Origin of the sequence: Roseateles amylovorans (assembly GCF_025398155.2) — a bacterium.
GTDB lineage: Bacteria > Pseudomonadota > Gammaproteobacteria > Burkholderiales > Burkholderiaceae_C > Roseateles > Roseateles amylovorans.
Map to the genome: position 1 here is coordinate 115,562 of NZ_CP104562.2, position 13,491 is coordinate 129,052.

Genomic DNA, 13,491 nt, shown 5'->3' on the forward strand with positions numbered 1-13,491 from the left:
TGAGGGCCGCAGTGGCCTTGCCCGCCCTGCGATTTCGTGATGCCGCAGTCCGAGCGCTGGAGAGCCCGCAGCGCGTGCGTGACCGGGGGGCAGCGAGTCAATGCTGCGGTCCCGGAACGCTCCACCGACGAGTGACATCCCCGCGTGCATTGACGCTCTCCATCTGCACGCCGAAGCCCCAGAGCCGCGCCACGTGCTTGAGCACCTCCTGGGCGTCGTCGTGGAGCGGACGGTCCAGATGCTGGGTGTGACGCAGCGTCAAGGAGCGATCGCCGCGCAGGTTGACATTCCAGACCTGGATGTTGGGCTCGCGGGTCGACAGGTCGTATTGCCGCGACAGCGCCTGCCGGACATGCTGGTAGCCGGGCTCGTCGTGGATGGCGGAGATTTCGTATTCGGCCTGGTGTTCGTCATCGAGGATGGAGAACAGCCGGAAGTCCCGCATCAGCTTGGGGCTGAGGTATTGGGCGATGAAGCTCTCGTCCTTGAAATTGCGCATCGCATGGTCGAGCGTGGGCAGCCAGTCGGCGCCGGCCACGCCGGGAAACCATTCGCGGTCTTCGTCGGTGGGGTGTTCGCAGATGCGCTTGAGGTCGGTGTACATCGCGAAGCCCAGCGCATAGGGATTGATCTGGGCCATCGGCGGCTGGGCCACGACATTGGTGTGGGACTTGAGCCACTCGATCATCATGCCGTCGGACAGATAGCCGTCGTCATACATGGTGTTGAGCAGCCGGTGATGCCAGAAGGTGGCCCAGCCTTCGTTCATCACCTGGGTCTGACGCTGCGGATAGAAGTACTGCGCGATCTTGCGGACGATGCGCACGATCTCGCGCTGCCAGGGCTCCAGCAGCGGCGCGTTCTTCTCGATGAAATACAGCAGGTTCTCCTGAGGCTCTTCGGGGAAGCGGCGCTTCTCTTCCGCCTTGGCTTCGTCCTCCGGGCGACGGGGCAGGGTGCGCCACATGTCGTTGACCTGGCGCTGGGCATAGGCTTCGCGGTCCTTGCGCAATGCCTGTTCCTGGGCGAGCGAGAGCTTGGCCGGCCGGCGGTAGCGGTCGACCCCATGGTTCATCAGCGCATGGCAGGAGTCCAGCGTGGATTCCACCGCATCCAGGCCGTGACGCTGCTCGCAATCGGCGACGTAGTTCTTCGCATAGACCAGGTAGTCGATGATGGAGGACGCATCGGTCCACATGCGGAACAGGTAGTTGTTCTTGAAGAAGCTGTTGTGGCCGTAGCAGGCATGCGCGATCACCAGCGCCTGCATCGCCATCGTGTTCTCCTCCATCAGGTAGGCGATGCACGGGTCGGAGTTGATGACGATTTCGTAGGCCAGACCCATCTGGCCGCGCTTGTAGTTGCGCTCGGTGGCGATGAACTCCTTGCCGTAGCTCCAGTGGCGATAGTTCACCGGCATGCCGACGGAGGCATAGGCGTCCATCATCTGCTCGGCGCTGATGACCTCCAGCTGGTTGGGATAGGTGTCCAGGCCGTAGCGCTCGGCGGTCTGGCGGATCACGTCGTGGTACTGCTCGACCAGCTCGAAGGTCCAATCACTGGGCGAGGGCAGGGGCTGCGCAGGACGCTTCTCCAGCGGCCGCATCTGCGTCAGCGGCGCGCGGACGCGACGTCCGCCGTATTCCCCCTGGGTGATGCCCAGGCCCACATGGCGGCGGTTTTCCAGACTGCTCATCGCTTCATCCTCCTGATCCATCGGGCCGACGGCTGCGTTCTCACGCGGCAGCGACGGCGCGGTCAAGCGCTGACCCCTTCCTTCTTGAAGAGGTCGCGGAACACCGGGTAGATCTGTGCCACCTCCACCGCCTTGCGCATCGCGAAGTGCGGTTCTTCGTCGGCCAGCTTGGCGTATTCCTCCCAGAGGTTCTGTTCCGCTTCGGCCACCTGCACATAGGCGTAGTAGCGGCACAGGGGAAGGATCTTTTCGGAGAGCAGTTCGCGGCAGCGGCCGCTGTCGTGATGCCAGTTGTCGCCGTCGCTGGCCTGGGCGCCGTAGATGTTCCAGTCGCCGGCCGGATAGCGGGCGCGGATGATCTCTTCCATCATCACCAGGGCAGAGGACACCACCGTGCCGCCGGTTTCGGTCGCATGGAAGAAGTTCTGCTCGTCGACCTCCTGCGCCTGGGTATGGTGGCGGATGAAGACCACCTCGATCTTCTCGTAGTGCCGGGTCAGGAACAGGTAGAGCAGGATGAAGAAGCGCTTGGCCAGATCCTTGCGGCTTTCGTCCATCGAGCCGGAAACGTCCATCAGGCAGAACATCACGGCGCGGGTCGTGGGCTGCGGCACCTTGATGCGATTGCGAAAGCGCAGATCGATCGGATCCAGGAACGGGATCGCGCCGATGCGCTGGCGCAGCAGCACGATGCGGGCCTCGGTCTCGGCCAGCAGGGCCTTGATGTCGGGCTTGGACAGGTCTTCCTCCTGCTGCAGTGTCAGCAGTCGGGCTTCCAGCTCATGCAACTCGCGCCGCTTGTCCATCCCCAGCGCGATGCGCCGGCCCAGGGCGCCGCGCATCGAGCGCACCACATGCAGGTTGGTGGGCGTGCCGTCGGTGACATAGCCGGCACGCACCGTCTTGTACTCCGGCGTTTCCGCCAGCGTCGTGCGGGCGAGGTTGGGCAAGGCGAGGTCCTCGAAGAAGACCTGCATGAACTCTTCCTTGCTGAGGTGGAAGACGAAATCGTCGTCCCCCTCGCCGGAATCGCTGGCCTGCGAGCCGCCCTGGCCTTTGCCGCCGCCTTGGGGCTTGGCGATGCGATCGCCCTTGATGTGCTCGGTATTGCCGGGACGCACCACCTCGCGGGTTCCGCCGTCGCCGTGGCTGAACACCGGTTCTTTCAGGTCGCGCTTGGGGATGTGGACATCCTCGCCGCGTTCCATGTCCCGGATGCCGCGGCTGTCCACGGCCCGGCGCACCGCATCGCGGATCTGGTCCTTGTAGCGGCGCAGAAAGCGTTCGCGGTTGCCGATCGATTTGTTCTTGCCCGACAGCCGTCTATCGATGATCTGTTGAAGCATGCACTACCTCGTTCAATGCGATCCACCCGCGGCCCGATCGCTTTAGAGCCGGCCCACCACCGGTCCAATCCCACACCCGCACCACCACGCGCCACCGAGGCCTTTCCCCAGCAGAGGCCAGGGACCGGGTCCGCCGGTCCCTCGTCCTCGCCCCCTGAGGGGGCTCGCGCAGCGAGTAGGGGGGGAGCCCATTCAGCTGGATTTGCGCACCCGCAGGTACCACTCGCAGAGCAGGCGCACCTGCTTGGGCGTGTAGCCCTTGTCGACCATGCGTTGCACGAAGTTCTCGTGCTTCTTCGCCTCGTCCGCGCTGGCCTTGGCATTGAAGCTGATCACCGGCAGCAGCTCTTCGGTGTTGGAGAACATCTTCTTCTCGATCACCGTGCGCAGCTTTTCGTAGCTGGTCCACGCCGGGTTCTTGCCCGCGTGATTGGCCCGGGCCCGCAGCACGAAGTTGACGATCTCGTTGCGGAAGTCCTTCGGATTGCTGATGCCGGCCGGCTTCTCGATCTTTTCGAGTTCCGCATTCAGGGCCGAGCGGTCGAACACCTCACCGGTGTCGGTGTCGCGGTATTCCTGGTCCTGGATCCAGTAGTCGGCGTAGGTCACATAGCGGTCGAAGATGTTCTGGCCGTATTCGCTGTAGCTCTCCAGGTAGGCGGTCTGGATCTCCTTGCCGATGAACTCGGCATAGCGCGGTGCCAGCACTTCCTTGATGAAGCCGACGTACTTCTGCTCCGCATCCTGCGCGAACTGCTCCCGTTCGATCTGCTGCTCCAGCACATACATCAGATGGACGGGATTGGCCGCGACCTCGGTCGAATCGAAGTTGAAGACCTTGGACAGGATCTTGTAGGCGAAGCGGGTGGAGATCCCGGACATGCCTTCATCCACGCCCGCATAGTCGCGGTACTCCTGGATGGACTTGGCCTTGGGATCGGTGTCCTTCAGGTTGTCGCCGTCATAGATCTGCATCTTGCTGAAGGCGCTGGAATTCTCCGGATCCTTCAGCCGCGTCAGCACCGCGAACTGGGCCATCATCTTCAGCGTGCCGGGCGCGCACTTGGCCTCGGCCAGCGAGGAATTGCGGATCAGCTTCTCGTAGATCTTCACCTCTTCACTGACGCGCAGGCAGTAGGGCACCTTCACGATGTAGATGCGGTCGAGGAAGGCCTCGTTGTTCTTGTTGTTGCGGAAGCTCTTCCATTCACTCTCGTTGCTGTGGGCCAGCACGATGCCGTCGAACGGAATGGCGCCGAAGCCTTCGGTGCCCTTGAAATTGCCTTCCTGCGTGGCCGTCAGCAGCGGATGCAGCACCTTGATTGGCGCCTTGAACATTTCCACGAACTCCAGCAGCCCCTGGTTGGCCAGGCACAGGCCGCCGGAATAGCTGTAGGCATCGGGGTCGTCCTGCGCATAAGTCTCCAGCTTGCGGATGTCGACCTTGCCCACCAGCGAGCTGATGTCCTGGTTGTTCTCGTCGCCGGGTTCGGTCTTGGCCACGCCGATCTGCTTGAGCACGCTCGGCAGACGCTTGACCACCTTGAACTTGCGGATGTCGCCGCCGAACTCGTCAAGCCGCTTCACCGCCCACGGACTGAGGATGCGGTTGAGGTAGCGACGCGGGATGCCGTATTCGCGCTCCAGCAGCGGGCCGTCCTCGACCGGGTCGAACAAGCCCAGCGGGGACTCGTTGACCGGCGAATCCTTCAAGGCATAGAAGGGCACATGTTCCATCAACTGCTTGAGGCGTTCCGCAATCGAGCTCTTGCCGCCGCCGACCGGGCCCAGCAGATAGAGGATCTGCTTCTTTTCTTCGAGCCCCTGCGCCGCATGGCGGAAGTAGCTCACCACCTGCTCGATCGCGTCCTCCATGCCGAAGAACTCGGCGAAGGCCGGATAGATCTTGATGACCTTGTTCTGGAAGATGCGCGACAAACGCGTGTCATTGCGCGTGTCCAGCATCTGCGGTTCGCCGATCGCCTTGAGCATGCGTTCGGCCGCCGTGGCATAGGCGAGGGGATTTCGCTTGCACTCCGCCAGGTACTCCTCCAGCGTGAGTTCCTCGACCTTGCTGCGTTCGTAGCGTGCCGCGAAATGGCTGATCACATCCATGCTGACCTCCAGGGTTGTCATTGGGAGGCGAAGCGCGGCCCGATAAGCATCGGTCCCCGCGTTCGTCCAGGAAGTTCTGGCGACGTCCATGACTCAAGGCGTCATCAGAGCTTTCCGAGCTCAGCGTGATCTCAGCAAGCGGCCAGCCTATGCTGGTCCAAACCGGGCCGGCTTGCAGCGCGTCCTGAAGGACGACCGCGTTGCCGGCGAGGCTTTGTGTCGGTTGATGCTACGCCCATCGGCGTCGATGCGCGATAGCAAGACGTGACCCTGCTACAACGTGTGGGGCGATACCGGGTTGACCGTCCCCCACCTGGGGGAAATACCCGTCGCAAGCATGAAAAAAGCCGCATCGGCGGGATGGCCGAAGGCGGCTTTTGCTCACATGATGCGAGCTTGGTTTCAGCGGCGATACAAAGCTTCAGTCGCCGGCGCCTTCTGCATCCGGCCCACGCAGCTTTTGCAGCAAGCCATTCAACTCATCCAGTGAGCCGAAGGCGATGGCGACCTCGCCTTGCTCACCGCGCTTGGTCTTTTTCTTCACCCGGATTTCGACTTCCGCGGTGAGCAGATCGGACAGCTCTTCCTCCAGCCGCAGCACGTCGCGGCTCTTGGACGCCTTCACCCGCAGCAGCGGCGCCTGACGACCGGACGATGCCTGTTGGCGCTGCACCAGTTTCTCGGCCTCGCGCACGCTGAGTTTCTTGGCGGCAATTTCGGTGGCGCTGGTGATCTGATGCGCGCCATCCAGCGACAGCAGGGCTCGGGCGTGACCCATGTCGATGTCGCCGGCCATCAGCATGTTCTGCACCGGCTCAGCCAGGTGCAGCAGCCGCAGCAGGTTGCTGGCTGCACTGCGCGAACGACCTACGGCCTGCGCCGCCTGATCGTGCGTCAAACCGAATTCATCCACCAGACGCTTCAGGCCTTGCGCCTCTTCCAGCGCATTGAGGTCTTCGCGCTGGATGTTCTCGATCAGCGCCATCGCGGCGGCGGATTCGTCGGGTACCGCCTTCACCAGGACCGGCACCTCCGCCAATCCGGCCAGGCGTGCGGCACGGAAGCGCCGCTCACCGGCGATGATTTCGTAGCGCACCGCCCCATTGGGCGCGATCGGGCGCACCAGGATCGGTTGCATGATCCCTTGCGCCTTGATGCTTTCGGCCAGCTCGTAGAGCGAGCCTTCATCCATGCGAGTCCGTGGCTGGTACTTGCCAGCCTGCATCTGCGCCAGCGGCAGCACACCGGGTTCGCCTTCGCGCGCCGCGGGCGCGTCGCTGACTTTGGGGCCGAGCAGGGCCTCCAGGCCCATGCCCAGGCCCTTGGGTTTCTTTGTCACCATGGGGCGGGATTGTCGGTGATCCTGCGCAACAGGTCGCGGCCTTCGGGCCAGTCGCCCAATTGCGAGGCCGCGTTGAGGTGACCCCGCGCACCGGCGACGACCAGGGTCGATCCCCAGTCGCTGGCCATGCCGGCCGTTCGCTCGGGGCTGCAGAACGGATCATTGGTCGATGCGACCAGGATGCTCGGGAAGGGCAGCCGCTGTCGGCGGATCGGGCGCCAGTTGTGCAGCTGGGGCGGCATGTCCTCGCGTTCGGTGTCGGGCGCGGCCACCAGCAGCGCGCCGGCCACCCGCGCCGTGTGCGCCGAATGCGCCGCCCAGGCCGCCACCAGCTGGCAGCCCAGGCTGTGGGCGACCAGCAGGGCGGGGCGTTCCAACAGGCTTGGCGTTTGCTGAAGCACCTCGTCCAGCCGCGCCATCCAGTCGCCCCGTCGCGGCCATTCCCAGTCGGCCTGATCGACGCGCTGATCGCCATGGCGCCGCTCCCAATGGCTCTGCCAATGGTCGGGGTCGGAGTTCAGCCAGCCGGGGAGCAGGAAGACCGGTCGATCGAGTGGTCGATCGGGGGAGGGGGGCGCCGAGGGATCCATCGGGACATCGGTCGGCGTGAGGATGTCGGACATCTATTGGCCTTATGCTTCGCGCTTCGTTTGACAGCAGCGGATTTTGCAGGAGCGGCGGTGATGAAGTACGCGGTCTATGTGGACGGGCAGGAAGGCACGACCGGCCTGCGCATCAATGAATACCTGGCGCAGCGCGCCGACATCGAGGTGCTTCGCATCGATGCCGACAAGCGCAAGGATGCCGATGAACGGGCCCGGCTCCTGAACGCCGCGGACGTCGCCTTCCTCTGCCTGCCGGACGCCGCTTCGCGCGAGGCCGCTGCGATGATCACCAATCCCCGCACCTGCCTGATCGATGCCAGCACGGCGCATCGCACGGTGGCCGGCTGGGCCTTCGGGCTGCCTGAGCTCGCCAAGGGCCAGCGGGATGCGATCCGGGCCTCCAAGCGCATTGCGAACCCGGGATGCCATGCCAGCGCCTTCATCCTGGCGGTGCGCCCGTTGGTGGATGCCGGTCTGCTCTCGCCCGAGGCGTTGATCACCGCCACGTCGATCACCGGCTATTCCGGTGGCGGCAAGTCCATGATTGCGGAATACGAGGCCGGCGGAAACCAGCAGCTGAAGTCGCCGCGTCCGTATGCGCTGGGTCTGGCGCACAAGCATCTGCCGGAGATGATGGCCCACACCGGCCTGCGGACGGCACCGGTGTTCATGCCCATCGTGGCCGACTTCTACAAGGGTCTGGCGGTGACGGTGCCGCTGCACCTGAGCCAACTGCGTGCGGGCACCACGCCCCAGCAGGTGCGGGATGCGCTGGCCGCGCATTACGAGGGCGAGCGCTTCATCCGCGTGCAACCGCTGCGGGACCCGGACACCCTGGCCTCCGGCTTCTTCGATGTGCAGGCCTGCAACGACACCAACAACGTCGATCTTTTCGTGTTCGGCAGTGAGCAGCAGATTCTGGTGATGGCGCGCCTGGACAACCTGGGCAAGGGCGCCAGCGGCGCCGCCGTGCAGAGCATGAACGTCCACCTGGGTGTGGATGAGACGCTCGGCCTGGTCTGATCCCCGCGTTCGCTCTCACACCCACGTGATGACCGCACCCCAGGAATGGCGCCGGGATGGCGCCGTTCCGCAAGCCGACCTGGACCTGATCCGCGATCGCGTCATCACCCACGGTCGGCAGCAGGCCCAGGGCAGTGATGCGGCGGACATCGCGGTCGCGCTGTATGAGCACGGCGAACTGGTCGCGGGCGCCTTTGGCCGGACCGAATTCCAGCGGCTCTACATCAGCTACCTGTGGGTGGCCGATGAGCGCCGCGGGCAGGGGTTGGGCGGCGACTGCCTTCGGCAGATCGAAGCGCTGGCCCTTCGCCGGGGATGCGTGGATGTGCTGGTCGAGACCCTGTTGGACGAGGTGGCTGAGCTCTATGAGCACCTCGGCTATGCCTGCATCAGCCATGTGCATGACTTCGTGCCGGGGTTCACCCGCCACACCTTGCTGAAGGTCTGGCAATCCAGGGACTGAGCCGGGTGCTCGGGACCTGAGCGGTCCTCTGAGCAGTCCCCATTCCTTCCTCGATGACGCCCGGTAACCCGGCACCGCTCGGCGTGGCCGGGCCGTCCTTACGCCCAGGCGCGTGGGTCGCTGCTGCGGTAGTGATAGCGGTAGGCCGTCAGGAAGCCCAGACGGGCGTACAGGCGCCGCGCCGTGTGGTTGTCAGCCCCAACCTGCAGGTAAGCGCTTTGAGCGCCTTGGCGACGCGATTCAGCCAGCAGGGCGGCACACAGGCGCTGTCCATGCCCGCGGCCCCGTTGAGCTTCCGGGGTGAAGATGTCGAACAGGCCGGCCATGGCACCGCTTCCGGGCGGTGTGGCGCCGCTGTCGTTCGCGGGCTCGGTGGCGGGCGTGATGGCAGGGTCGATGGCGATCTGCCCGCAGGCCAGTAATTCGCCGCGGTCCTCCAGCTTGAAGGCCTGATGCGGTACCGGCGCGTGCGCCAGCCGCTGGGCGTGGCCGTGGATGTCTTCCGCACTGGACCCTCGAAGCCGACCGATCAGCGCGGCGTAGTCGACGGGCGTGAGTGCCTGCAGGCGGCCGGTGTCTCCGAACCCTTCCAGTGTGGGCAGGACCATGACGTCGGCGGGATCGAAGGCGGTCCAACCCATCGCTGCGAGTCGATCGTCGAGGTCGCCGGGTTGGCTGAAAGGCGTGAGCCTCAGGATCAGCGGCAAGCCGGCGTGATCGAAGGGCATGCGGCAGCGGGCAAGAATCTCCTCCAACGGCAGCGTGCCGGCGGCCAGGGCATTGACGCAGCGGGAGCGCTTGGCCTTGCCGGGAGACAGCCGCAGCAGCCAGCCTTCCACGCGGGCCTCGTGTGGCGCGGCGGCGGCATTCAGGCCGGCCCGTTCAGCGCGGCGCCCCAGGGCGTCGAGTGCCTCGACGGAGAGGGACAGGGGCGGTGTGGGCGTCAGACTCACGGCGCTCTCGGGCAGGCGTGCCGTGGTGGGATCAGCGCATGGCGCTGACGCGCTGGACCATTTCTTTGGCGAAGTCGATGAAGGCCTGAGCGCCCTTGGAGGCGCCGTCGAACACCACGCCTGGCATGCCGTAGCTCGGCGCTTCCGCCAGCCGGACATTGCGCGGGATGACGCTGTCGAAGACCTTCTCGCCGAAATGCGCCTTCAGCTGCTCGCTGACCTGCTGCTGCAGGGTGATGCGGGGATCGAACATGACCCGGAGCAGGCCGATGATCTGCAGATCCGGATTGAGATTGGCGTGGATCTGCTTGATGGTGTTGACCAGGTCGGTGAGGCCTTCCAGCGCAAAGTACTCGCACTGCATCGGCACGACCACGCCATGCGCAGAGCACAGGCCGTTCAAGGTCAGCATGGACAGCGACGGCGGGCAGTCGATCAGGACGAAGTCGTAATCCGCGGCGGCAGCGGCCAGCGCGGTCTTCAGCCGCTGTTCGCGACGATCCAGCTCGACCAGTTCCACCTCGGCGCCGGCCAGTTCTCGGTTCGCGCCCAGCACGTCATAGCCTGCGGCCTCGCTGCGCTGCCGTGCCTCGGCGATGGTGGCGGACTCCAGCAGGACGTCGTAGACGGTCAGGGCCAAGGCACGTTTGTCGATGCCGGACCCCATGGTGGCATTGCCCTGGGGATCCAGATCCACCACCAGCACGCGCTGGCCCACCTTCGCCAAACCGGCGGCCAGATTCACGGTGGTGGTCGTCTTGCCGACGCCACCCTTTTGGTTTGCAACGCAGAAGATCTTGGCCATGACTATTTCGGGAGGCAGGGATTCGGGACCAGGCCGTTGGCTCAGGGCCCTTGCGGCGGAGCCGTCGACGCGGGGTCATTGGGACCAAAACACCACGATGGGCGTCGGGACGGGCAGGGGCGAGAGCTTAACCGCTACACCGTTGCGTGGTGATGCGGGCGCGCCCGAAGCGGGCGGCCTCAGGTCGAAGGTGTGGCTTCCGGGCGAATCCAGAGCAGGCACCGCTGGGCGTCGAGCCCGGGAACCTGGAGTTGTTCCACGTGGAACACCGTCAACTCGGGTGCTCGTTGGGCGAGTTCGTTCAGTTCCTCGGTCGGGTGCTGGCCCTTCATCGCCGCCCACACCGCGCCCGGTTTGAGGTGCATCCGGGTCCACTCGGTGAAGTCAGCCAAGGAGGCGAACGCGCGTGAGGTGATCACGTCGAAGGGAGCGGCCTTCAGTTTCTCGACCCGCGAATGCTCGCCATGAAGATTGGGCAGCCCGAGTTCGGCAGCCACCTGGGCGATGAAGAAGGCCTTCTTGCCCACCGCGTCCACGCAAGTCACATCGATGCTCGGGTCGCAAATCGCGATGACGACGCCAGGCAGTCCGCCGCCGCTGCCCACATCCATCAGACGAAGCTGTTGACCGGCCGCATGGCGACGCAGCGGGGGAATCAGGCTGAGGCTGTCGACCAGATGCTGGGTCAGCATGGCCGAAGGCTCCCGGACGGCCGTCAGGTTGTAGACCTTGTTCCACTTGGACAGAAGGCCGAGGTAGTCCATCAGCCGGTCCAGTTGGAGATCGGTCAGTCCGAGGCTCAGGGTCTCGGCGGCGGCGGCGAGAGGGGCGCGCAGGGCTTGTTCAGTCATCAGATCAAAGGATGGGACGCGGGCCCCGCTTCGGCAACGTTGACGTTGCGGGCGTCGGCCAGTGGATGGTGAAGGGAGCTGCAGTGAGGATTGGGGTGCAGTGCATCAGATGACGGGGGAGGCGCGCCGGGATCACAGCCGATGGGGCGCCTCGATCGTGATCCATTCAGGCCACTTGCGGCGTTGGGCTGTCGGTGCCGGCTTGATCAGCGAAACCCTTGAAGCGGCCCTTGCGCAGATGGATCAGCAACAGCGAGATCGCTGCCGGCGTGATCCCCGAGATTCTCGACGCCTGACCCAAGGTCTCCGGTCGGTGCTTGTTCAGCTTCTGGCGTGCCTCGAAGGAGAGGGCAGTGACCAGGCCGTAGTCCAGTTCGTCCGGCAGTCGCAGGTGCTCGTAGTTCGATGCGCGGGCCACGTCGTCCTGCTGCTTGCTGATGTAACCCGCGTATTTGACGCTGATCTCCACCTGTTCCACCACTGCATCCGCCAGGGTCTGACCGAGGGCGTCGACGAGCTGCGCCCGGGACACGCTGGCCTCAGGGCGAGCGATGGCGGCCACTTCGGCGACGGTGTCGTAGCTCACGCCAGGCCGCCGGAGCAGGTCGATGAGGTTGTACTCCCGTTCCAGCGCCTTGCCGACGAGACGTTCTGCGTCGCCGGCCGGCAGGATGTTGGGATGCACCCAAGTCGACTTCAGCTTCTCTGTTTCACGTGAAACAGCATCGCGCTTTCGGTTGAATGCGTCCCAGCGGGCATCGTCCACCAGGCCCAAGAGGCGGCCCGCTTCGGTGAGCCGCATGTCGGCGTTGTCCTCGCGCAGTTGCAGTCGGAACTCGGCACGGCTGGTGAACATCCGGTAGGGCTCGGTGACGCCCTTGGTGATCAGGTCGTCCACCAGCACGCCGAGATAGGCCTGGTCCCGGCTGGGCAGCCAGGCGTCCTTGCCTTGGACCTGGAGCGCCGCATTGAGACCGGCGAACAGTCCTTGCGCCGCAGCTTCCTCATAGCCGGTGGTGCCATTGATCTGGCCGGCGAAGAACAGGCCGCCGATGGCACGGGTCTCAAAGCTGGACCTCAGCTCGCGAGGATCGAAATAGTCATATTCGATCGCGTAGCCGGGGCGCAGGATGTGTGCGTTCTCCAGGCCGGGGATGGACTGGACGGCGGCGAGCTGGATGTCGAAGGGCAGGGAAGTGGAGATGCCGTTCGGATAGAACTCATGGGTGGTCAGGCCTTCGGGCTCCAGGAAGATCTGGTGGGAGTCCTTGTCGGCGAAGCGATTGACCTTGTCCTCGATGGACGGGCAATAGCGCGGGCCAACGCCTTCAATCACGCCGGTGAACATCGGGCTGCGCTCGAAGCCGGACCGGATGATGTCGTGGGTGCGGGTGTTGGTGTGGGTGATCCAGCAGGGGAGCTGTGTCGGATGCTGGGCCGCGTGACCCATGAAGCTGAACACCGGCACCGGATCGAGATCGCCGGGCTGCTCGGTGCACTTCGAGAAATCGATGGTGCGTCCATCCAGCCGCGGCGGTGTCCCGGTCTTCAGGCGACCTTGCGGCAGCCGGAGTTCCTTGAGCCGTGCCGATAGCGAGACCGCTGGCGGATCGCCCGCGCGGCCGGCGGCATAGTTCTGCAGTCCGATGTGAATGCGGCCATCCAGGAACGTGCCGGCCGTCAGCACCACGGCACGGGCGCGGAAGCGCAGGCCGGACTGGGTCACGGCGCCGACTACGCGATCGCCCTCGACCATCAGATCGTCAACCGCTTGCTGAAACAGCATCAGGTTGGGCTGGTTCTCAAGCCGAGACCGGATGGCCGCCTTGTAGAGCACCCGATCGGCCTGGGCCCGGGTGGCGCGCACCGCCGGTCCCTTGGAGCCATTGAGGATGCGGAACTGGATGCCGCCTTCGTCGGTGGCGGCGGCCATGGCGCCGCCGAGGGCGTCGACCTCCTTCACCAAATGGCCCTTGCCGATCCCGCCGATGGACGGGTTGCAGCTCATCTGGCCAAGCGTCTCGATGTTGTGGGTCAGCAGCAGCGTGCTGACGCCCATGCGGGCCGCCGCCAAGGCGGCTTCGGTGCCGGCATGGCCGCCGCCGACGACGATCACATCGAACTCTTTCGGATAAAGCATGGCAGCGCGGTCCAGCATCGCGGCGGAGCGGGCCGAAGCCATGACAGGCGAGGGCGGGCCGGGCTGGAGACCAGATGAGGGAAGGGCGCCGATTTTACGCGGGGGTGTGGATAAGTCACCCCGTCAGGGCCATCGATTGCAGTCCAGGTCCG

11 protein-coding genes are annotated in these 13,491 nt (G+C 65.0%); 2 read left to right on the plus strand and 9 right to left on the minus strand.

Annotated elements, in window-relative coordinates:
* Positions 1-97: 97 nt before the first annotated feature.
* The 5 genes from N4261_RS00510 to N4261_RS00530 all read right to left on the minus strand — a co-directional run bounded on the left by N4261_RS00510 (position 98) and on the right by N4261_RS00530 (position 7,089).
* Entirely contained in the window at positions 98-1,762 is a 1,665-nt protein-coding gene (locus N4261_RS00510; RefSeq protein ID WP_435531985.1) for a SpoVR family protein, read from the minus strand.
* Complete coding sequence (locus tag N4261_RS00515) at positions 1,759-3,042, minus strand: YeaH/YhbH family protein (RefSeq protein WP_261758254.1); 1,284 nt, start codon at positions 3,040-3,042, stop codon at positions 1,759-1,761. Before N4261_RS00515 ends, N4261_RS00510 begins: the two co-directional genes overlap by 4 nt.
* Before the next feature lie 192 nt (positions 3,043-3,234).
* Entirely contained in the window at positions 3,235-5,157 is a 1,923-nt protein-coding gene (locus N4261_RS00520) for a PrkA family serine protein kinase (protein WP_261758255.1), read from the minus strand.
* 421 nt (positions 5,158-5,578) lie between these two features.
* On the minus strand, positions 5,579-6,499 hold the full coding sequence (locus N4261_RS00525; RefSeq protein ID WP_261758256.1) for a ParB/RepB/Spo0J family partition protein: 921 nt from the start codon (positions 6,497-6,499) through the stop codon (positions 5,579-5,581).
* Positions 6,493-7,089, minus strand: coding sequence for an RBBP9/YdeN family alpha/beta hydrolase (locus N4261_RS00530; RefSeq protein ID WP_261760858.1), 597 nt, complete (start codon positions 7,087-7,089; stop codon positions 6,493-6,495). Before N4261_RS00530 ends, N4261_RS00525 begins: the two co-directional genes overlap by 7 nt.
* Before the next feature lie 93 nt (positions 7,090-7,182).
* Between N4261_RS00530 and argC the strand changes: the two genes are divergently transcribed.
* Together argC and N4261_RS00540 are read left to right on the plus strand one after the other, a co-directional pair.
* Positions 7,183-8,127 carry an N-acetyl-gamma-glutamyl-phosphate reductase gene (gene argC, locus N4261_RS00535; protein WP_261758257.1) on the plus strand — a complete coding sequence of 315 codons (945 nt, stop codon included), beginning with the start codon at positions 7,183-7,185 and terminating at the stop codon, positions 8,125-8,127.
* A 28-nt stretch (positions 8,128-8,155) separates the two neighbouring features.
* Positions 8,156-8,590, plus strand: coding sequence for a GNAT family N-acetyltransferase (locus tag N4261_RS00540; protein WP_261758259.1), 435 nt, complete (start codon positions 8,156-8,158; stop codon positions 8,588-8,590).
* Positions 8,591-8,688: 98 nt separating this feature from the next.
* Here N4261_RS00540 and N4261_RS00545 read toward each other — a convergent pair whose 3' ends face one another.
* The 4 genes from N4261_RS00545 to mnmG form a co-directional block, all read right to left on the minus strand.
* A complete protein-coding gene (locus tag N4261_RS00545) occupies positions 8,689-9,543 on the minus strand; it encodes a GNAT family N-acetyltransferase (protein ID WP_261758260.1) in 855 nt (284 codons plus the stop codon).
* 31 nt (positions 9,544-9,574) lie between these two features.
* Positions 9,575-10,348: a ParA family protein gene (locus tag N4261_RS00550; RefSeq protein ID WP_261758261.1), complete on the minus strand. Its 774-nt coding sequence runs from the start codon at positions 10,346-10,348 to the stop codon at positions 9,575-9,577.
* Between the two features lie 179 nt (positions 10,349-10,527).
* Positions 10,528-11,199, minus strand: a complete 672-nt coding sequence (gene rsmG / locus N4261_RS00555) for a 16S rRNA (guanine(527)-N(7))-methyltransferase RsmG (protein WP_261758262.1) — start codon at positions 11,197-11,199, stop codon at positions 10,528-10,530.
* A 166-nt stretch (positions 11,200-11,365) separates the two neighbouring features.
* Positions 11,366-13,339 carry a tRNA uridine-5-carboxymethylaminomethyl(34) synthesis enzyme MnmG gene (gene mnmG / locus N4261_RS00560; RefSeq protein WP_261760859.1) on the minus strand — a complete coding sequence of 658 codons (1,974 nt, stop codon included), beginning with the start codon at positions 13,337-13,339 and terminating at the stop codon, positions 11,366-11,368.
* Between the last annotated feature and the right edge of the window lie 152 nt (positions 13,340-13,491).